Genomic DNA, 20,401 nt, shown 5'->3' on the forward strand with positions numbered 1-20,401 from the left:
CAGTGTCGATAGCCATGGATGCAAAACGAAAAAGGATATCAAGCCAATGACATCAGCCCCAAGTTGCGGCGCCGCCCGCCGACTGCCCCTGCCCTTGCTTGTGCTGACGCTTGCCGGCGTCATGAGCATGGGCGCGCTGGCGGAGACCAGCGACCCCATTGCCAGCCTGCCCAGCAGCCCCAAGGACCTGCTGCTGAGCCTGACCACCGACACGGCGGTGCTCGGCGAAATGGCCGGCACCACGGCCAGCAGTGCCGAATGGGCCAGTGACCTGGCCGGCAGGGGCACGGCCATGACGCCTGACCAGCAGGGAATGCTGGCCGAATATCTCGCACTCAACCTGCCCGCCGCGGTCACCGGCACCGACGTCGCCAGCATGGTGCAGTCCTTGCCGCCGGACGGGCGCGAGCTGTTCGCACAGACCTGCTTTGCCTGCCACGGCGTGGCGGCCTATTACCTGCAGCAGGATCGGGATGTTGAGGGCTGGATGGACATTTTCAGCGCGCCCTATCATCGCCGGCTGCTGACCGACGACAATGCCCGGGAGACCTTTGCCAGCTATGCGGCGCAGGCGATGCCCATCGCCGCCGAAGACATTCCGGCGGCATGGCAGCAATAGGCCGAAGCGCTCTGACCAGCCGCTACAATGCAAAGAGCCGGTGCGCCCCCAGGGCGCACCGGCTTCGTCATGAGGCCGGCAAGCCGATTCCGACGGCGGGTTACGGCGGCCCGGCTCAGCCGGCGGGGTGACCCACGGGCTGGATATAGGCCACCAATTGCCCATCGGTCAGGGTGAGCGCGCTGGCCAGGGCCGCCCGGTCGGCGCCACCCACCAGGCAGGTGCCCAGGCCCTCGGCGGCGCAGAACAGATAGACATTCTGCGCGATGACGGCAGCGTTGACATGGGCGGCGATGCGGTGGTCCTCGGTGAGGGCGTCGAGCGCATCGGGTTCGAGCCCGGCCGCTTCCAGGATGCGCGACAGCTCGGTCACGAAGATCAGCAGCACCGGCGCCGTGGCGACGAAGGGCTGCGGGCTGGCAATGGAGCGGATATCATCGCCCGAAACCGGCAGCAGCGCATTGTTGGCCACGTCATAGTGGCTGATCCCGGCAGCCTGGGCGACATAGATTTCGATATCCTTGGCGGTGCGCCATGAGGGCGCCGTGCGGCCATCGACATCGCCGCGGTTGACGCCGTTGGCCGCGCCCAGCAGCGCCAGCAGCTGGGACTCTTCGATGGGGCTATCGGTATAGGTGCGGATGGATTCGCGGCGCGCCAGCGCATCGCTGAGCGGCATGGCACCAAAGCCCACCAGCGCCTCGGGCACCGATTGCGCCATGGCGCGACCGGTGAGCAGGCTGGCCATCAGGGCCGAGGCGGCGAAGAATGTTCTGCGGGTCAGGGGCATGGCAAATTCCTTTCGGTGCAAACTGGGTGCAGGTTAGGGTCTGGCGGGTGCCACGCATTGACCTGCGTCAAGTCCGGCCTTGCCGATTGTGCGCCGGCAGGGATCGGGCAAGACTATGGCGTGGTTGCCGGGAGATGACCGATATGAGCGATGGACTGTTGATCCTGGGTGGGCTGGTGCTGCTGATCGCCGGGGCGGAGCTGCTGGTGCGCGCCAGCAGCGCCATTGCGGTGCGGCTGGGCGTGTCCCCACTGATCATCGGGCTGACCATCGTGGCCTTCGGCACCTCGGCGCCCGAAGTGGTGGCCAGTGTGATGGCCGCGCTGGCGCAATCGCCCGGCATTGCCATCGGCAATATCGTGGGTTCCAATATTGCCAATGGCCTGCTGGTGGCGGGCGCCGCCGCCCTGGTCATGCCGATTGCCGTGTCGACGGCGGCGCTGCGGCGCGATGGCGTCGTGGCCACGGTCGCGGCGGCGGGGTTCTGGGCGATCTGCGCCCTGGGCCTGCTCAATATCGGCACCGGCGTGGCGCTGCTGGCGGCGCTGACGGGCTATCTGGTGCTGGCCTATCGCAGCGGCGACGCCGTTGACAGCGAAGCGGTCGCCGCGCCCGGCTGGCCGGTTCCCGCGGCGCTGCTGGCCGCTTTGGCCGGCATTGTGCTGCTGGCGGCGGGCGGCAAGATTCTGGTCGACGGGGCGGTCAGCCTGGCGGCCAGCCTGGGCGTATCGGAGGCGGTGATCGGGCTGACGATCATTGCCGTGGGCACGTCCCTGCCCGAACTGGCCACCAGCCTGCTGGCCGCCGCGCGCAAGCAATCCGACATCGCCCTGGGCAATGTCATCGGCTCCAATATCTTCAACGTGCTGGGCATTGGCGGGCTGACCGCCATGCTGTCGAGCGGCCCGATTCCGGAGCGGCTGATCATGGTGGATTTTCCCGTCATGCTGGCCACGACGGTGCTGCTGCTGGGGTTTGCCCTGACCGGGCGCCGCATCGGCCGGGTCGAGGGAATGGTGCTGGTGGCCGGCTTTGCGCTCTATACCGGCACGGTCTGGCTGGGGGCCGGCCAGGCCTAGCCGCGCTGCCGTCGACCCCAGCCAGCCCGCATGCGGGCGTTCGGCTAGCCGAGCGCCTGGGGCAGGAAGAGGACGATGGCCGGGAAGGCGACGAGGATGGCCACCAGCACGAGGTCGGCCAGCAGGAAAGGCGTGACGCCGCGGAACACGTCGGTCAGGCTGGCATATTGCCCGGCGACGTTGCGGATGACGAAGACATTCATGCCCAAAGGCGGCGTGATCATGCCGATTTCGAGCAGCTTGACCAGGAAGACGCCGAACCAGACCAGGTTGATGTCGTGCAGTGCCAGCACCGGCAGCAGCACGGGCAGCGTCACCAGCATGGCGCCGAAGGGCTCCATGAACATGCCCAGGATGAGGTAGATCACGACGATGACCAGCATGAGCTGGTAATAGTTGAGGTCGGAGGCCTGCACCGCGCCGCTGACCAGGCCGGCAACGCCGCTGAGGCCGAGGAAGCGGGTGAACATCACGGCGCCGACGCCGATGATGAAGAGCGAGGCGCAGGTGCCCAGGGTTTCGAGCACCGACTGGCGCAGCACGTTCCAGTTGAGTCTGCCGGTGAGCGCGACCAGCACCAGGGCGCCCGCGGCACCGACGGCGCCCGCCTCGGTGGCGGTGAAGAGGCCGGAGAAGAGACCGCCGAAGACTAGGGCAATGAGCACCAGGATGGGCCAGACAGCCAGCATGACCTTGCGGGCGTCGAGGTCGGCCACGCCTACCGGCTCGGCCGGGATCAGATCCTTGCGCAGCCAGGCGATCAGCAGGATGACGATGACATAGCTCAGCGCCGTCAGCAGGCCCACCGAAATGCCGCCCATGAAGACCTGGGTGACCGAGGTTTCGGCAAAGACGCCGAAAATGATCATCAGGATCGAGGGCGGGATCAGCGCGCCGATGGTGCCGCCCGCGGCCAGGGTGCCGGTGGCGATGCGGGGGCTGTAGCCGGCGCGGACCATTTCGGGAATGGCGATGCGGCCCAGGGAGGCGGCGGTGGCCAGGCTCGAGCCGCAGACCGCGGCAAAGCCGGAACAGGCGACGATGGCGGCAATGCCCAGCCCGCCGGGCACCTTGCGCAGCCCAACCTTGGCGGCGTCGAACAGGCCGGCGGTGAGGCCGCCGTGATAGGCGACAAAGCCCATCAGCAGGAACATGGGCACGGCCGAGAGGGTCCAGCTGGCGATGAATTCGTAGGGGGTATTGGCCAGCACGCCGATGGCGGGCGCGAGGCCGATCATGGCCCAGACGCCGGCAAAGGAGACCACGATCATGGCAATGGCGATGGGCACCTGCAGGCCGAGCAGGACAAAGAGGATGGCCAGGGCAACGAGGCCCAAAGTGACATTCATTTGGCAGCTCCGGGCAGGGGCGGCATGACACCCCGATACAAGGCCACGAGGGCCGCAAGGGCAAAGGCCACGGGCAGGATGAAATAGCTCGGCCAGACCGGGACGGCGACGCTGAGCGAGATGACATAGCTGCGCGCGGCGAACTGGCGCATGGCGACCGTCCAGGTCGTATAGGTCAGCACCAGATAGGCGAGGCAGGTCACCACCGAGACGAAGGCGGCATTGATGCGGCCGAGGCGGCCGACCAGCAGATGGCTGAAGATTTCCACCGAGATCATGTCGCCGCGCCGCTCGGCCCAGGCCAGCGGCAGGAAGGCGATGGCGACCATGTAATAGTAGGAGACGATCTCCACCGTGGCCGGAATCGGGGCCGAGGCCAGGTTGCGCATGATGACGTAGCCGGTGATGTGCACCAGCATGGCGATCACGCCGACGGCGCCGAGCAGAGCCAGGCCGCTGGTCACCCGATTGACTAGACTGTCGAGACGGTCGCGCATGATCTTTCTCCCTCAAGACGATCGGCGAAAGGCGGGCCCGCAGGTGACGGGGGTCACAAGCGGGCCCGGGTGGTCAGAGGCCGTAAGTGGACCAATCGACCTTGTCCCAGACCTGTTCCTGCACGGCGGCGGCGATGGCATCGACATCGCCATTGGCGGCATCGGTGATGGCCGTCCACTTGCTGACCAGTTCCTGGAAGCGCTCGATCTTGGCGGCAGCACCGGTGACGCCGAGCTGGCTTTCGGCCACGGCGACGGCATCGGGAATGTCGCTGAAGCGGAATTCATTGGTGGCGTCGAGCAGGTCCTGGCTGGCCGGGATGACCTCGATGCCGGCGTCGATCGCAGCCTGGCGGGCGGCGGCGGCGCGGTCATAGCCCCAGCTCTGGGTGAACAGGGCACTGGAACGGTTGGCGGCGCGGGCAAAGCCCTCGCGCTGTTCGGGCGTCAGTTCAGTCCAGGCGCCCGAGGCCACGGTGAAGTTGGACGTGGTGTGGTAGGTGCCCAGCGGCACGTCGATGATATATTTGGCCACGTCGACCAGGCGATAGGAGATCAGGTCGGAAATCGAGGCCATGGTACCGTCGAGGACGCCCTGGGAGATGGCCTCGAACTGGTCGCTGACCGGCACCTGGGCCGGGGCGGCCCCGAGCTTTTCGGCCCAGCGGGCATAGGGGGCGCCGCCCGAGCGCAGGCGCAGGCCCTGCATGTCGGCCAGCGAGTTGACGGGCTTGGTGGTCAGCAGCAGATAGACATCCGAGGAGCCGGCGCCGACAAAGACACCGCCCATGGTCTTGAACTCGGCCTGGCATTCCGCGCAGGTGACGACATATTCGGTCATCGCCGCGCCCATGGCATGGGGCGTGGTGGCGAGGAAGGACAGGTCGCCCATCAGGGCGGTATTGGGCAGGTCGGCCGGCACGAAGAGCGGCAGGAGATTGCCCACCTCGGCCAGCGAGGACTGCAGCGCCTGCTTGACGGTGCCGATATTGACCACTTCGGGACCGATCATCAGCCCGGTCAGCTCGCCATTGGTTTCCTCGGGCAGGAATTCCATGAAGCTGTTGTACATCGGGTCGGTCGCCGGATGGACCGGCGGTGCCCCCGAGGCCAGGCGCAGTTCGCGTGCATCGGCCGTGCCGGCGACGAGCGCCGCCAGCGAGACCACAGAAAGCATTCTGAAAAGTCTGTTCATTACGTGTCCTCCCGCGACCGCTTGGCGGCCGCTCTCATGGTTTCTAGTGTCGTGCCGCTTGGCGCGGTCTTGTCATTAGATTCCCAGCAGGCGGCGGGCGTTCTCCTTGAGGATCAAGGGGCGAACCTCCGGCTTGATGTCGAGTTTGTCGAAATCGGCCAGCCAGCGATCGGGCAGGATGGCCGGCCAGTCGGAGCCGAACAGCATGCGCTCCTTGAGCAGGCTGTTGGCGTATTTGACCAGGATCGGCGGAAAGTATTTCGGCGACCAGCCCGACAGGTCGATATAGACATTGGGCTTGTGGGTGGCGACGGCCAGCGCCTCTTCCTGCCAGGGGAAGGAAGGGTGGGCCATGATGATCTTGAGATCGGGAAAGTCGGCCGCCACGTCGTCGATATAGAGCGGGTTGGAATATTTCAGCCGCAGCCCATAGCCGCCGCGCATGCCCGCCCCCACCCCGGTCTGGCCGGTATGGAACAGCGCCGGCACCCCGGCCTCCTGGATGGCCTCGTAGAGCGGATAGGCGGCCCGGTCATTGGGATAGAAGGCCTGGTAGGTGGGGTGGAACTTGAAGCCGCGCACGCCGAAATCGGCGACCAGCCGGCGCGCCTCGCGCACGCCCATCTTGCCCTTGGCCGGATCGATCGAGGCGAAGGGGATCAGGATGTCCGAATGCTCGGCCGCCAGGGTGGCCACATCCTCGTTATTGTAGCGGCGATGGCCGGTGGCGGCCTCGGCATCGACGGCAAAGATCACCGCGGCGATGCGGCGTTCGCGGTAATAGGCGGCCGTTTCGGGAATGGTCGGCGGGGTCTTGAAGGGCGAATGGAAATAGTGCGCCATGGCGTGCTGCAGGTCGTCATAGCCGTCATCGGCATGCATGCCGCAGGCTTCCTCGGCATGGGTGTGGAAGTCGATGGCGATGATGTCGTCGAGGTTCATCGGCGCCGCCATCACTTGACCTCCGGCCAGCCAGCGATCTTGCGCGACAGCGCGATCAGCTGGGCATGTTCGGCGTCGTCGAGCATGGCGAGCGCGGCGCGGTCCGAGCGGTACATCTTGTCGGCCGAGGCCTCGATCTGCTTGCGGCCAGCAGCGGTGACGCTGAGCACCACGGAGCGCCGGTCGTCATGGGGAATGTGCCGGGCGATCAGCCCGCGCTCCTCGAGGGCCCGCACCAGCTTGGTCATGTTGGACCACTTGATCTTGAGCACGTCGGCCAGCACGCCCTGGCGAATGCCGGGATTTTCCGACAAAGCCAGCAGCACGGTGAACTCGGAAATGCGGATCTCGCTTTCGCCGAAGACGGTAAAGAAGCGCTCGAAGGCGGCGAGTTGGGCAATGCGCAGGACGAAGCCGCCGGACGTCTCCAGGGCGCCCAGCGAGACATCGGCCTTGCCGGCCATGGTATCCACGTCCTCGTCGTCGAGCTTACGGACCGCCATCAATCAGTTCTCCAGTGCAGACAGGGCGCCAGGGGCGCGGGGCAGGATGGGTGTGGCGCGACCACTAGCCCGCAAAGGGCGCCATGGGACATCACACTGTGGATTTTCTCCCCCCGCCGGTGCCGCGCCCAAGGGTCCCTCAACCCTGGTGTCATGCGGTCCGACATTGTTTACCAGTGTATTATTCGGAAATAAACAATCCTTCGTCAAGCGGTAAATCGGTGCCTCTCAGGCGCACCGGGCGGCGTGCAGGCCGAAGCGGGCCTGGCATAGCGCGATGCTTTCATCGGCATGGATCCGGAAGGCCATCCAGGCAGAAACGGCGGCCCAGGCGGCGCGCATGAAACTGTCGGCCCGATAGAGCGCGGCGTCGGGCTGGCTCTGCAGGGCGGTCATGGCCTGGGCCAGGGCTGCCAGACTGTCGAGCAGGTCCGCCACCTTGCCGGCCTGTTCCGGTCGAGCACCGGCGCCGGCGGCCAGCTCGTCGCGCGCCCGGGCGAGGAAGACCGCGAGCCCCCGCCCCGCGTCGCGCCAGAGGCGGCGGGTGAGGAAATCGAGCGCCTGCATGCCGGTGGTGCCCTCATAGAGCGCCATGACCCGGGCGTCGCGCAGATGGTGTTCGAGCGGGCAGTCGCGCACATAGCCCGCCCCGCCCAGCACCTGGATGGCGGCATGGGTGGCGTCAAAGCCGGTCTCGGCGCCGAAAGTCTTGATCAGCGGCAGCATGAAGCTGGCCAGATCGGCGAGGCCGGCATCGTGCTCGAGCCGCGCCAGGTCCATCACCGTGGCCAGTTCGAGCACGGCGGCGCGCAGGATCTCGGTCGGGGCGCGGATATCGTGCAATTGCCGGCGCACATCGGGATGGCTGGCAATGGGTGGCGGGCTCTGCTCTGGCCGCCCGCCCTGGCGGCGCTGGGCAGCATAGTCCTCGGCAATATCGGCGGCGGCCGAGGCCAGGCCCAGGCCCTGGCCGCCGGTATGGAGCCGCATCGGCTCGATCATGGCAAAGAGTTGGCTCAGCCCCCTGCCCTCTTCGCCCAGCAGAATGCCGCGGGCCTGGCGGAAGCGCATGGCGCAGGTGGGCGAGGCATGCAGGCCGAGCTTTTCCTCGAGGCGTTCGACATTGACCCCGTTGGGCGCGCCGTCGATCCGGTCGGGCACGAGAAAGAGGCTGAGGCCGCGCGTGCCGGGCTCAGCATTGCTGCGGGCCAGCAGGCAATGGCCGATGCGGCTGGCCATGTCGTGGTCGCCAAAGGAAATCCAGATCTTCTGCCCGCTCACCAGCCAGGCGCCGTCGCGCTGCTCGGCCCGGGTGCGGATGCGGCCGATATCGGAGCCGGCCTCGGGCTCGGAAATGCAGATGGTGGCGGCCCATTCGCCCGAAACCAGCCTGCGCCCCCATTCGGCTGCCGTGGCGGCATCGGCCGTCGCGGCCAGCAGAGCGATGGCGCCGCGGGTCGAGCCGGCGGCCATCATCAGCGCCATGCAGCCGCGATCGAATAGCGGGCCGACGGCAGCCTGCATGGTGATGGGCAGATCCATGCCGCCAAAGCCGGCCGGGGCATCGATGCCGAGCCAGCCGGCTTCGGCATAGGCATGGAAGGCGTCGACAAAGCCGGGCGGCAGTCGCACGTGGCCATCGACCAGCTGTGCGCCGAGGCGGTCGCCGACCGGGTTGAGCGGAGCCAGCGCCGTTTCGGCAAAGCCGGCAGCAGCGTCGAGCAGCATGGAGACGGTGGCGGTATCGCAATCGGGGCGCAGGGCCTGCAGCCGCGCCCAGCCCGGCGTCAGCGCCAGCATGGCCAGGGTGCGGCTGGCCTGATCGGCAAAGCTCATTTGGGCTGCAACCGGATGGCGCCGTCCAGCCGGATGACCTCGCCATTGATATAGTTGTTCTCGATGACGAAGCGGACGGCATCGGCGAATTCGGCCGGATCGCCCAGCCGGGCGGGGAAGGGAATGGCGGCGGCGAGGCTGTGCTGGGCCTCTTCGGGCAGGTTGGCCAACAGCGGCGTCATGAAAATGCCCGGGGCAATGGTATTGACGCGAATGCCGAAGCGGGCGAATTCGCGCGCTGCCGGCAGCGCCATGGCGACGATGCCGCCCTTGGAGGCGGCATAGGCGGCCTGGCCGATCTGGCCCTCGAAGGCGGCGACCGAGGCGGTATTGACGATGGCGCCGCGCGACCTGTCGTCCCGCTCGGGCAGCGCCGCCATGCGCTCGGCGGCCAGCCGCAGCATGTTGAAGCTGCCCACCAGGTTGATGCGGATGACGGATTCGAAATCAGCCAGCGGCAGCGGCCCGGCCTTGCCCAGGATGCGGCCGGCCAGGCCCACGCCGGCGCAGTTGACCAGAATGCGTATTCCGTCGCCGGCGGCATTGGCCACATCCAGCGCGGCGGCGGCATCGGCCTCGCTGGTGACGTCGCCACAGACCGCGACGCCGCCGATCTCGGCAGCCACGGCCTCGGCCGCCTCGCGGTTGCGGTCAAAGACATGGACGATGGCGCCGTGCTGGCTGAGCAGCCGCGCCGTGGCGGCCCCCAGGCCGGAGCCGCCGCCGGTGACCAGGGCGCTGGTTGCCTCAAGCTTCATGCGACGGTCTCCCTTGGGGCGGCGATGACGTGCGGGCCCTGGCCATAGAGCGCCTCGACCAGGTCGGCGCGCAGCGTCAGCACGGCGCGCTGGTTGATCGAGCCCTTGTCGGTCACCTCGCCGTGGTCAAAGCGCAGCGGCGCGGTCATGGGCAGGATGCGCATGATGCGGGTGGCCGAGCCGGTGGCCGCGCGCTGATGCGCCGCCAGGCGCTCGGCCAAGGCGGCGCGGATGGCGGGATGGGCCAGGACTTCGGCGTCGGACAGGCCGCTCTCGCTGGCGAGCAAAGCGCGCAGGGCGGGCATGACGGGCACGACCAGTGCGCCCAGCTCGGCGCGGGCCTCCCCGGTGATCACCGCGTCGCGGATCAGGCCGCCAAACTGGTTGACCAGTTGCGCCCGCAGCACGCCCACCGCCACCCAGGTGCCGGTATTGAGCTTGAAATTCTCCGCCGTGCGGCCGGCGAAATAGAAGCCATGGCGGGGATCGCCTGGCACGGCAAACTTGACCGCGTCGCCGATGCGGTAAAAGCCCTCTGCGTCAAAGGCGGCCGCGGTCAGCTGGGGATTGTTCCAGTAGCCGGGCGTGACATTGGGACCCTTGAGACGCAGCTCGTATTTGTCGTCGATGGGCACCAGCTTGAGCGTGACGCCCTGGGCGGGAATGCCGATATTGCCCGGCCCGTCCTGCGGCTCGGTACAATAGACGGCAAAGGGGCCGGTTTCGGTGGAGCCCAGGCCCGTGCCCATGGGCACGCTTCTGCCGGTGGTCGCCTCGGACAGCTCGACCAGATCGTCCCAGGTATGCTGGGCCAGGCCCGCCCCGGCATACATCAGCATCTTGAGCCGAGAAAAGAAGTTGCGCCGCAGCCCGGCGTCATCACGCATGGCGCCGACCAGCATTTCGTAGCCGGCCGGCACGTTGAAATACCAGGTCGGGGCGACATCGCGCAGATTGGCAATGGTCTGGCCCATCAGCGCCGGCGTGGGCTTGCCGCGGTCGATGTAATAGCTGCCGCCATTGTAGAGCGTGAGGTTGAAGACCTTGTTGCCGCTGGCCGTGTGGTTCCACGGGGCCCAGTCGACCACGACCGGCGGCTCATCGCGGAAAAAGGCGTAGCAGTCGGCCACCATTTCCTGGTTGGCGCACAGCATGCGCTGGGTCTGGATCACCGCCTTGGGCGAGCCGGTGGTGCCGGAAGTGAAGAGGAACTTGGCCACGGTATCGGGGCCGGTACCGGCAAAGGCGGCGTCGACCGCCGCGGTCGGCTCGGTGGCGACGATGGTGGCGAAGCGATGGGTATTGGCCCGGAAGGCGGGCAGGTCGCGCACCGCGGCAAAGGCCATTTCCTTGCCAAAGGCCGCGTCGACGGCCGGGGCAAAGCTGGCGCCGTCATCGGCAAAGACCAGGCCGGGGGTGATCTGGCCGGCGATCTCGCGCAGCTTGGCATAGTCGGATGCGGCGCTGGCATAGGCCGGGGCGATGGCGGCGGAGGGAATGCCGACATGCTGGGCGCCCAAGGCCATCAGCGCGTGCTCGATCGAATTTTCCGAGAGGATCAGCAATGGGCGATCCAAAGACAGGCCGGCGTCCAGCAGGAACTGGCCGATGCGGCGCACGGCATCCAGCGCCTGGGCATAGGTGACGGTCTGCCATGGCCCGGTGCCAATGCGGTCGGCCATCCAGATGCGATCGGGCGCCGTTGCAGCCCAGTGGATCAGCTTTTCGTTGAGCCGGTCCGGATAGGGTCCGAGCGGATCGGTGCGCCAGATGATGAATTCACCATTGGCCCGTTCCTCCCAGGCCAGTTCGGGCGTCCAGAGCCGGACGGCAGGCGCAGCCTGTGCGGCCATGACCCTCTCCCCTTGGTCATTCTCCTCGCCGTTTGTTTACAAGGAAACTGTCTACCTGTAAACAATTAAACAATCGGCGCGGCAGCCTGGAGCTGACCGGCGCCTGGTCCAGGGGAGAAGGCAATGGCCGAGACGAGCACATTCATCACCTATGAACTCAATGGCGTGGTGGCCCATATCGGGCTCAACCGGCCCGACAAGCGCAATGCCATGAATGACGCCTTTGTCGAGATGCTGGCCGAGGCGATTGCCCGGGCCGAGCGCGAGGCCAAGGCAGTGGTGCTGTTCGGGCATGGCGAGCATTTCTGCGCCGGGCTGGACCTGGCCGAGCATGTGCGCAAGACCCCGTTCGAGGGGGTGCGCGGCTCGCGGCGCTGGCACGCGGTGACGGCGGGCATGCAGCATGGCAATATTCCCTGGGTGTCGGCGCTGCATGGCGGGGTGATCGGCGGCGGCATGGAACTGGCGGCGGCGACGCATGTGCGGGTCACCGACCGCTCGGCGTTTTTCGCTTTGCCCGAAGGGCAGCGCGGGATTTTTGTCGGCGGCGGCGGCTCGGTGCGCATTGCCCGGCTGCTGGGCGTGGCGCGGATGAGCGACATGATGCTGACCGGCCGGGTGATCTCGCCGGACGAGGCCGAGCGCTGGAACCTGGTGCAATATGTGGTCGAGACCGGCACGGCGCGGCAGAAGGCGCATGAACTGGCCGTGATCATGGCGAGCAATGCCGAGATATCCAATTACGCCATCATCAATGCGCTGCCGCGCATCCAGGACATGGCCAAGGAAGACGGGCTGTTCGTGGAATCCTTCATCGCCTCGTTCACCGCCACCAGCCCCGAGGCCGAGGAGAGGCTGCGGGCATTCCTCGAAAAACGCGTCGCGCGGCTCAAGGCGCCCGAATAGGACACGGCCATCCCAAAGCTGACGATGTCGCGGCCCCATCGCCTCCCTCCCCCTTGTGGGGAGGGACAGCGAGACAGGACTTAGCTTGCTAAGTCCGTTATCGAGCCGGGTGGGGCTATGCATCCGCGAGCCGCCCAGCCTTGATCCCTCCCCACAAGGGGGAGGGAGACGACTGCATGATCGCGGCATGTCCCGCGCCCTTCCGCAAGCCGCCACTCAGCGCTGCTTGCTGCGCCAGCTGTCGGCATAGCTTTCGCGGGCCTGGGCGGCATAGGGAGTGGGCGAGACGCGGACGCGGATTTCGGCCTGCTTGTGCCGCTCGGTCGAGGTCTTCTTGGTGCCGCCATCGGGCTCGCCCCAGACCAGGGTCAGCACGTCGCCGACCTCGACATCGGCATTGACCACGCCCAGCGAGAGCATGGCCCGCTCATTGTAGGAATAGCCGTTGAACATGGACATGCCGACCATCTTGCCATCGCGCAGCACCATGTCGGCGCTGGTCGAGGCATAGTTGGGCTGGGGGAAGTCGATCCACTTGTAGTGGTCCTCGCCGGGGCGGAAAGCGGAGGCGATGACATCGACCACGTCCTCGGCATTCCACTCGAAGGTCACCTTCTTGCGATGCGTCTGGCCCTTGAGCTTTTCGAGCGCCGCCTTGCCGATGAAGTCGTCCTTCTTCCAGCCGACATAGAAGTCATAGCCCAGCTCGAAGGGGGTGACGTAATAGTCCTCGATATTGGGTGAGACATAGCTGCCGCCAATGGCGCCGATGGATTCGTAGCTGTCGGCCGCCAGCCAGTCGCGATAGGCCTCCAGCATGCCGTCGCCGGTATAGATGCCCGGCAGCGGCGAGGGAATCCAGCCCGATTCCAGCGTATTGGTGGAGTAGGCGCGGCTGCCGCAGCGCACCAGATCGACCTGGGCCTCGCGCGCCGCCTCGAGGATGCAGGCGAGGATATAGCTCTTGTCCTCATAGGGACCCCAGATTTCCAGGCCCGGCGCGCCGGACATGCCGTGGCGCAAAGCCCGCACCTTCTTGGAGCCGACATTGATGAAATCGGTGTGGAAGAACTTGATGTCGGGGATAGGCCCGCGATTGAGCTTTTCAAAGATCTTGGGGGCTTCGGGCCCCTGGATCTGGTAGCGGTAATGGGTGCGCAGCACCCGCTCGCCCTCGGGGCGCGAGGTCGAGCGCGGATCATGCTTGAGCCGCACATTCCACTCGCCATAGGCGGCACAGAACATCAGCCAGTTGGACGTCGGGGCGCGGCCGACCAACACGAACTTGTCCTCCCGCTCGCGGAAGATGATGTGGTCGCCGATGACATGGCCATTGGGCGTGACCGGCACGAAGTGCTTGGCACGGTCTAGCGCGAAATTGGCGAAGGAATTGATGCCGTGATGGGAGAGGAATTTCTCGGCGTCCGGCCCTTCCACGGTCAGCTCGTCCATGTGATGGGACTGGTCGAACAGCACGGCGGAATGGCGCCAGGCGGCCTGCTCGGTGCGCCAGTTGGTGAATTCGGGCGTCACCACCGGGTATACATACATGCCGATCTGCGAATTGCGCAGGCGACCGACGACGTCCGGGTTTTCCCTCAGAATGTCGCCTAGACTGGAATGTGCCATCGCCGTCTCCTCCCTGGTATTGCGATTGATGTATACATCATGCGCAAAAGAAAGCCGGGATGGCAAGCGGGTTTTGCGCCGCGGCGCCGGCGCGGCGGTGCGTTTGACCCGTCGATGGCGGCAGCAGGGGACTAGTGGCGGATCAGCGCCAGGCCGGGGATGCGGCGCAGCAGTTCGGGATCCTGGCTGAAGATGTATTCCAGGTTCTGCCGGGCGGTGCGGGCATGTTCGCGGGCGATGAATTCGGCCCGGGCGCCTTCGCGCGCTGCAATGGCGTTGAGCAGCGCATGGTGCTGTTCCTGGGCGGTGCGCAGCGAGCGGCGAAACGCGGCGATGTCGAGCTTGTTGGGCAGGAAGGCCGAGGGCGAGGCAAAGGGCAGAGCAGTGGCGCGCTCGACTTCGCGCTGCACCATGGGGCTGCCGCACAGCCCCGCCAGTTCGACATGAAAGGCAGCATTGAGGTCGGCATAGGCGTCGAAATCGACATCCTCCTCGGCCGGGCCGAAACAGGCATCGAGTCTGGCGACAATGGCGGTGATGGCGGCGAGGGCCTCGGGCGCCACGCCGCGCTCGGCGGCCAGCCGTGCCGCCGTGCCCTCCATGACGCCACGCAATTCGATGGCATCGACCACATCGGCATAGCCGAAGCGGCGCACGACGAAGCCGCCATTGGGCAGGCGATCGAGCAGGCCCTCCTCGGCCAGGCGCGACAGCGCCTCGCGTACCGGGGTGCGGGAAATCTGCAGCGTCTCGGCCAGCGAGACCTCGAACAGGCGCATGCCGCCGGGCAGTTCGCCATTGATGATCTTTTCGCGCAGTTCGATGACGGCGCGGCGACCATGGGTCGCGACTTCACTGCTCTTCATGAGATATTCCTGTTCTGCCGCTCCTATAGCATCGACCCCGCGCGCCGCGAAGGGCGCCCTAGTGGCGTCCGTGCAGCCGCTTGTCCAGCACTGCTCGCACCGTCACCGGCAGTGACATTTCCGGCGTGGGCCCCACCCTGCCCAGTTGTTCCTGCACCGCGGCGATCTCCCGCGCCAGGGCGCCATGCAGGCCCAGGGCGTCGAGCGTTGCGGCGCTTTCGCGCATCTCAGCGGCACGGCGCGTGCCGTGGCGGGTGGTGCGTTCGAGCTGGTAGGGGGCGAATTTGGGCCAGTCGAGGCCCGGAAAGGAGGCCGACAGCGAGGCATGGATTTCCTCGAAACAGTCCGAGGCCTCGGCCGCCAGCAGGGTCTCGACGGTGATGGCTTCGAGCCCTTTGACATAGAGCGAGCGCACCATCTTGATCGCCGTGGCAGCGCCCGGCTCGGGTCCGATCACGCGGGCGGAAAAACCCAGAGCCAGCAAAGCCGGCAGCAGGTCATCGGCACAGGCGCCGGCGATCAGGACCGGGGTAGCATGGTTCTTGGGATGCACCGGGGCCATCACCGCCATGTCGAGATAGAGCGCGCCGGTGGCTTCGACCGCCGCGGCCGTGTCGCGCTTGCGCCCCGGCGATACCGAATTGATGTCGATCAGCACCTGGCCCGGGCGGAGATGGGCCAGCAGCGCCGTCACCGCCACCAGGCTCTGGTCGGCGGTGACGGCGCTGAAGATCCAGTCGGCTGCGGCCAGGCCCGCCAGCGCCACCGGACTGGCGCCGCGCGCCAGCATGGCGGCGCGCATGGCGCCGGTATCGGCGTCGAGCAGGCGATCATGGGCCAGAGCCGGGCCTCCGAGCCCGGTGTGAAAGGCCCGCGCCGCCTCGCCATAGCCAAGGAACCCGCTGCGCATAAGCCTCATCCCCTTTCTAGTGCTGGAACACCACCGTCTTGTGCTTGTTGATCAGCACCCGGTCCTCCAGATGCCAGGCGACGGCGCGGGCCAATACGCGGCGCTCGATATCGCGGCCCTTGCGCACCAGGTCCTCGGGCGTATCGGCATGGCTGACCGATTCCACATCCTGGCAGATGATCGGCCCCTCATCGAGATCGGCGGTGACGTAGTGGGCGGTGGCGCCGATCATCTTGACGCCGCGCGCATGGGCCTGGTGATAGGGCCGCGCGCCCTTGAAGCCGGGCAGGAAGCTGTGGTGGATATTGATGCAGCGGCCGGCCAACCAGGACGAAAAATCGTCGGAGAGAATCTGCATATAGCGCGCCAGCACCACCAGTTCGGCGCTAGTTTCCGCGATGATGGATTTGACCCAGGCCTCGTGCTCGGCCTTGGTCTCGGCGGAGACCGGCCGGTAGTGATAGGGAATGCCTTCCATCAAAGTGAGGTTGAGCGCCTCGCGCGGATGGTTGCTGACAATGCCGACCGCCTCGATATTGAGCTCGCCGATGCGCATGCGATAGAGCAGGTCGCCCAGGCAATGGTCGAACCTGGAGACCAGGAACAGCACCTTGCGCCGCTGCCCGGCCGGGCGCAGCGAGAAATCGAGGCCGAGGCTTTCGACCTCGGTGGCAAAGCCGGCGCGGAATTCGGCTTCCGGCGCCTCCATCTTGAAACCGACCCGCATGAAGAAAATGCCGGTATCGGGGTCGTCGAACTGGTTCGCCTCGTGGATGTCGCCGCCATGGCGGGCGATGCGCGCAGCCACGGCGGCGACGATGCCGCTGCGATTGGCGCAGCGCAGGGTCAGAATGTAGTCGGTCACGCTGGGCCTCGCCTCATGCAAAGAGTTGTCCGTCGAAGAGTTTGCGCGCCGTGCGCAGCACCGCCGCATTGGTCACGTCACCATCGCGCAGCGTGACGATGACGCTCATTTCGCCGCTCGGATGCTCCACCGATAGCAGCTGTTCCTCGCCGCCCGGTACGACAGCCAGCTCGGCAGCCGGGCCGGCGGGCAAGAGGCACGCCGTGGCGACGCTGACGGCGCCGAGCACGCCGATGGCGTCGTGGCAGCGATGGGGGATGAAGGTGCGGGTAGCGATGGCACCACCGTTGATCGGGGCGGAGACCAGGGTCATTTTGGGCACGGAGGCTTTCGTCACGTCACCCAGGCTCATCAGCGGACCTGCCACCAGGCGAATGGCTTCGAGCCTTTCGCGCAGGGGTGCGTTGGCCTCGAGTTCGGCGGGCGTTTCGGCGCCGGTCACGCCCAGATCGGCAGCGCGCAGGATGACGCAGGGCATGCCATTGTCGATCATGGTCACCGCAACGCCATTGATGATGTCCACCGCGTTTCCCGTCGGCAGCAGGGCGCCGCAGCTCGAGCCGGCAGTATCGGCAAAGGTAATGGGAATGGGCGCAGCTGTGCCGGGCACGCCGTCGATGCGGGCCGTGCCGGCATAGGTAACCCGGCCGCCCGGCGTCTGCACCAAAGCCTCGGCCAGCTGGCCGGTATTTTCCATGAAGATGCTGACGCGAGTCTGGCCGGGCTCAGCCGCCACCAGGCCGCGCTCGATGGCGAAGGGGCCGACGCCGGCAAGGATATTGCCGCAGTTCTGCTGGTCGGTGACCATGGGCTGGTCGACAAAGACCTGCAGGAACAGATAATCCACATCGACGCCGGGACGGGTGGACTTCCGCACCACCGCGACCTTGGAGGTCAGCGGATTGGCGCCGCCCATGCCGTCGATCTGGCGCGGATCGGGCGAGCCCATGGCGGCCAGCAGGAAGGCGTCGCGGGCTGCCGTGTCCGTCGGCAGGTCGGTGGCGAGGAAATAGCCGCCCTTGGACGTGCCGCCGCGCATCCACATGCAGGGGACGCTAAGCGGCATGTCGGCATCCTCCGACAGCACCGGCGCGGAACCCACCCCCACCCTTGATCCAGCCATTCAAGCGCAGCTCTCGTGGCCTTGCTCGCTCAAATCGCTCCGCCGGAGCGATTTGCCCTTCGGTCGCTCTCCAGCCCCACAGGGGGGAGGGAATGAGGGTGGGGTGACGGGCGAACCACAGAAGCGGCAGCAAGCTAGACATATTTGAGCCCCTTCTCGGCCAGCTTCTCGCGCATGCCATAGATGTCGAGGCCCAGTTCACCCGCGGCGAGACGGCGGCGCTTGTCCTCCTCAAGCGCCATGCGGGCCTCGGCCCTGGTGGCCACGGCGGCGGCCTCCTCGCGACGGACGACGCAGACGCCGTCATCATCGGCAATGATGACATCGCCCGGATTGACCAGCGCGCCGGCACAGACAATCGACACATTGACCGAACCGAGGGTCTCCTTGACCGTGCCCTGGGCATATATAGCCTTGGACCAGACGGGGAACTGCATGGCGGTGAGATCGGCCACGTCGCGCACACCGGCATCGATGATCAGACCCCGGCAGCCGCGCGCCCGGGCCGAGGTGGCGAGCAGGTCGCCGAAATAGCCGTCCTCGCAGGGGCTGGTGGGCGCCAGCACCATGATGTCGCCGGGCTGCAGCTGTTCGATGGCGACATGGATCATCCAGTTGTCGCCCGGCGGGGCAGAAATGGTCACCGCTGAGGCAGCGAGCCGCGCCCCGGCATAGATGGGCCGCAGGTGACTGGCCAAGAGGCCCCGGCGGCCCTGGGCCTCATGCACGGTGGCAACGCCGCAGGCGGCGAGGCGATCAATGACGCCCTGGTCGGCCCGGGCAATGTGCTGCACCACCACGCTCATCAGAGTTCATCCACGGTGCGCGGATAGACCGACTGGAAGCCCTCGGCATATTGGGCCGGGCGCCCGCCCGCCTGGCCGCCGGAATTGCGGGTAAAGTGGTTGGCGCGGTTCTCGGCGACGTTCTTGTAATAGTGCCAGAGGTGTTCCTGGCCTGCCATGGCCTGGATGGCCGCCCACTTCTTCTCCCAGACGTCGGTGATGTCGAGGAACACGTCGGGCTGCCAGTCCATCTGCTCGGTCTGGTGCGGCTCGAAGAGATAGACCTGCGGCGCGCCGAGGATCTTTTCGCCCGGATTGTGGCCCCAGGCCTGGGCCATGGCGCGACATTCGAGGGTGCACTGCGACACATACATGTGGTCGGTATTGTAGGGGTCGTATTTGGAATGGGTCATGATGAAACCCGGCTGCACGGCGCGCATGACATCGACCAGCCGATCCTTGGCCTGCCGCGTCATCTCAAGCGGATAATCGCCCAGGTCGAAGAACTGGATGTCGTGCACGTCGAGGGCTCTTGCGGCATTCTCGGCCTCGCGGCGGCGCTCGGTCTTGACCTTGTCCAGCGTCATGCCCGGCAGCTTCCACAGCTTGGCGCTTTCGCCGCGCTCGCCATAGGAGAGGCAGACCACGGTCACCGCATAGCCCCTGGCGGCATGGGCGGCGATGGCGCCGCCGCAGCGCCAGACGAAATCGGCCGAATGGGCGGAGACGATCAGGGCGGTCTTGCTCATGGCTTGGCATCCTTGCTGACGGGCGGCGTGCCGTGGGTATGGAAGGTGTCGATGGTCTTGAGCCCCCAGGCCTGGCCCTTCTTGCGCTCGGTCTCGGTCCAGGTGACCGTCTCCCAGTCCGGCGCCAGGATCAGCCGCGCCCCGGCATTGGCCAGCTCGACGCGATTGCCGGCCGGCTCCCAGACATAGAGAAAGAACGTGCCCTGGATGGCGTGCTTGTGCGGGCCGGTTTCGATATGGACGCCGTTTTCGAGGAAGATATCGGCGGCGCGCAGGATGTCCTCGCGCTGGTCGGTAGCATAGGTGACGTGGTGGAAGCGGCCATGGCCATTGCCGTGTTCCTCGGTGCAGGCCAGGTCATAGCTCTTGTTGTTGACGGTGAACCAGCAGCCGCCCAGCCGCCCATTGTCGAGCCTGATCTGCTCGGTGACCCGGGCGCCCAGGCACGTGACCATGAAGTCGCGAAACTGCGTTACGTCGGCGGCCAGCAGGTTGAGATGGTCGAGCCGGCGCGGCGACGCCCCCCGGCCATGGTAGCGGCTGGCCATGTTCTTGAGCGCGGGGCGGTCATTATCGTCGGGCACATAGCGCCTGGTGTCCCAGTAGAGCTCGAAGACATGGCCGAAGGGATCGGCGAAGCGGAAGGATCGGCCATGGCCCAGATCCCCTTCGGTCCAGCCGATCACCTGGTAGCCGGAGGCCTCGATGACCTTGACGCGGCGCGCCAGCGCCTCGGCCGATGAGGTGCGGTAGGCGATGTGGCCGACGCCGGTGGTGGCGTGCCGGGTCAGCTTGAGCGAATGGAACTCGTAATCGTCCCAGGCACGCAGAAAAGCGGAGTCCGCGTCCTGCCCGGAAACTTTGAGCCCATAGATGCGGGTGAAGAAATCGAGGCTCTCCTCGAAGCGGTCGGTATAGAGCTCGACATGGCCCAGATGGGCGGTGTCAAAACAGGGTTCGGCCATGCCGGTTCCTCCCTTGCAGCCGGCGCTTTCTCCCGCCGCGCGCCGCCCTGTGCCGGGCGGTCTCCGCAGCGCTCGCGCTGGTTCGTGTATGCACTATGCGACATCTCCCGCCCGGACGCAATTGCGGCTTGTTGCCAAATTCACCCATTATCAGCGGTTTTGCGACTCGTCTTGATTCGACT

Annotated in this window: 20 protein-coding genes; 3 read left to right on the forward strand and 17 right to left on the reverse strand. The window is 66.6% G+C overall.

Annotated features, from left to right (window positions below; translation table 11 throughout):
• Positions 1–46 precede the first annotated feature (46 nt).
• Positions 47–619: a hypothetical protein gene (locus AC4NN3_RS18105; RefSeq protein ID WP_491928488.1), complete on the forward strand. Its 573-nt coding sequence runs from the start codon at positions 47–49 to the stop codon at positions 617–619.
• Positions 620–734: 115 nt separating this feature from the next.
• Here the strand turns inward: AC4NN3_RS18105 and AC4NN3_RS18110 are convergent, their stop codons facing one another.
• Positions 735–1,409: a SagB/ThcOx family dehydrogenase gene (locus AC4NN3_RS18110; protein WP_491928489.1), complete on the reverse strand. Its 675-nt coding sequence runs from the start codon at positions 1,407–1,409 to the stop codon at positions 735–737.
• Between the two features lie 143 nt (positions 1,410–1,552).
• Between AC4NN3_RS18110 and AC4NN3_RS18115 the strand changes: the two genes are divergently transcribed.
• A complete protein-coding gene (locus AC4NN3_RS18115) occupies positions 1,553–2,488 on the forward strand; it encodes a calcium/sodium antiporter (RefSeq protein ID WP_491928490.1) in 936 nt (311 codons plus the stop codon).
• Between the two features lie 44 nt (positions 2,489–2,532).
• Here the strand turns inward: AC4NN3_RS18115 and AC4NN3_RS18120 are convergent, their stop codons facing one another.
• The 8 genes from AC4NN3_RS18120 to AC4NN3_RS18155 all read right to left on the reverse strand — a co-directional run bounded on the left by AC4NN3_RS18120 (position 2,533) and on the right by AC4NN3_RS18155 (position 11,421).
• Positions 2,533–3,837 carry a TRAP transporter large permease gene (locus tag AC4NN3_RS18120; protein ID WP_491928491.1) on the reverse strand — a complete coding sequence of 435 codons (1,305 nt, stop codon included), beginning with the start codon at positions 3,835–3,837 and terminating at the stop codon, positions 2,533–2,535.
• On the reverse strand, positions 3,834–4,334 hold the full coding sequence (locus AC4NN3_RS18125; protein ID WP_491928492.1) for a TRAP transporter small permease: 501 nt from the start codon (positions 4,332–4,334) through the stop codon (positions 3,834–3,836). The genes AC4NN3_RS18120 and AC4NN3_RS18125 overlap by 4 nt, the downstream gene beginning before the upstream one ends.
• Positions 4,335–4,407: 73 nt before the next feature.
• Positions 4,408–5,529 carry a C4-dicarboxylate TRAP transporter substrate-binding protein gene (locus tag AC4NN3_RS18130; RefSeq protein WP_491928493.1) on the reverse strand — a complete coding sequence of 374 codons (1,122 nt, stop codon included), beginning with the start codon at positions 5,527–5,529 and terminating at the stop codon, positions 4,408–4,410.
• Between the two features lie 75 nt (positions 5,530–5,604).
• Positions 5,605–6,471, reverse strand: a complete 867-nt coding sequence (locus AC4NN3_RS18135) for an amidohydrolase family protein (protein ID WP_491928563.1) — start codon at positions 6,469–6,471, stop codon at positions 5,605–5,607.
• Between the two features lie 11 nt (positions 6,472–6,482).
• The gene (locus AC4NN3_RS18140; RefSeq protein ID WP_491928494.1) at positions 6,483–6,974 is read right to left on the reverse strand and encodes a MarR family winged helix-turn-helix transcriptional regulator; all 492 of its coding nucleotides are present in this window, start codon (positions 6,972–6,974) and stop codon (positions 6,483–6,485) included.
• A 228-nt stretch (positions 6,975–7,202) separates the two neighbouring features.
• A complete protein-coding gene (locus AC4NN3_RS18145) occupies positions 7,203–8,810 on the reverse strand; it encodes an acyl-CoA dehydrogenase family protein (RefSeq protein WP_491928495.1) in 1,608 nt (535 codons plus the stop codon).
• A complete protein-coding gene (locus tag AC4NN3_RS18150) occupies positions 8,807–9,568 on the reverse strand; it encodes an SDR family NAD(P)-dependent oxidoreductase (protein ID WP_491928496.1) in 762 nt (253 codons plus the stop codon). The genes AC4NN3_RS18145 and AC4NN3_RS18150 overlap by 4 nt, the downstream gene beginning before the upstream one ends.
• Positions 9,565–11,421: a feruloyl-CoA synthase gene (locus tag AC4NN3_RS18155; RefSeq protein WP_491928497.1), complete on the reverse strand. Its 1,857-nt coding sequence runs from the start codon at positions 11,419–11,421 to the stop codon at positions 9,565–9,567. The genes AC4NN3_RS18150 and AC4NN3_RS18155 overlap by 4 nt, the downstream gene beginning before the upstream one ends.
• A 123-nt stretch (positions 11,422–11,544) precedes the next feature.
• On the opposite strand from AC4NN3_RS18155, the gene AC4NN3_RS18160 reads away from it, so the two are divergent.
• Entirely contained in the window at positions 11,545–12,327 is a 783-nt protein-coding gene (locus AC4NN3_RS18160; protein ID WP_491928498.1) for a crotonase/enoyl-CoA hydratase family protein, read from the forward strand.
• A gap of 216 nt (positions 12,328–12,543) precedes the next feature.
• Here the strand turns inward: AC4NN3_RS18160 and ligM are convergent, their stop codons facing one another.
• From ligM to AC4NN3_RS18200, 8 genes are all read right to left on the reverse strand, one after another.
• On the reverse strand, positions 12,544–13,956 hold the full coding sequence (gene ligM, locus AC4NN3_RS18165; RefSeq protein ID WP_491928499.1) for a vanillate/3-O-methylgallate O-demethylase: 1,413 nt from the start codon (positions 13,954–13,956) through the stop codon (positions 12,544–12,546).
• Between the two features lie 131 nt (positions 13,957–14,087).
• Positions 14,088–14,822: a GntR family transcriptional regulator gene (locus AC4NN3_RS18170; RefSeq protein WP_491928500.1), complete on the reverse strand. Its 735-nt coding sequence runs from the start codon at positions 14,820–14,822 to the stop codon at positions 14,088–14,090.
• 58 nt (positions 14,823–14,880) lie between these two features.
• The gene (locus AC4NN3_RS18175; RefSeq protein ID WP_491928501.1) at positions 14,881–15,732 is read right to left on the reverse strand and encodes a DUF1932 domain-containing protein; all 852 of its coding nucleotides are present in this window, start codon (positions 15,730–15,732) and stop codon (positions 14,881–14,883) included.
• Between the two features lie 16 nt (positions 15,733–15,748).
• Positions 15,749–16,597, reverse strand: a complete 849-nt coding sequence (gene purU, locus AC4NN3_RS18180) for a formyltetrahydrofolate deformylase (protein ID WP_491928502.1) — start codon at positions 16,595–16,597, stop codon at positions 15,749–15,751.
• Positions 16,598–16,610: 13 nt separating this feature from the next.
• Positions 16,611–17,663: a 4-oxalomesaconate tautomerase gene (locus tag AC4NN3_RS18185; protein ID WP_491928503.1), complete on the reverse strand. Its 1,053-nt coding sequence runs from the start codon at positions 17,661–17,663 to the stop codon at positions 16,611–16,613.
• 191 nt (positions 17,664–17,854) lie between these two features.
• Positions 17,855–18,526, reverse strand: coding sequence for a 4-carboxy-4-hydroxy-2-oxoadipate aldolase/oxaloacetate decarboxylase (locus AC4NN3_RS18190; protein ID WP_491928504.1), 672 nt, complete (start codon positions 18,524–18,526; stop codon positions 17,855–17,857).
• Positions 18,526–19,254, reverse strand: coding sequence for a PIG-L deacetylase family protein (locus AC4NN3_RS18195; protein WP_491928505.1), 729 nt, complete (start codon positions 19,252–19,254; stop codon positions 18,526–18,528). The genes AC4NN3_RS18190 and AC4NN3_RS18195 overlap by 1 nt, the downstream gene beginning before the upstream one ends.
• Positions 19,251–20,219, reverse strand: coding sequence for a VOC family protein (locus AC4NN3_RS18200; protein ID WP_491928506.1), 969 nt, complete (start codon positions 20,217–20,219; stop codon positions 19,251–19,253). Before AC4NN3_RS18200 ends, AC4NN3_RS18195 begins: the two co-directional genes overlap by 4 nt.
• Positions 20,220–20,401 lie beyond the last annotated feature (182 nt).

It is taken from the genome of Devosia sp. MDV22-iso42 (genome assembly GCF_058629155.1).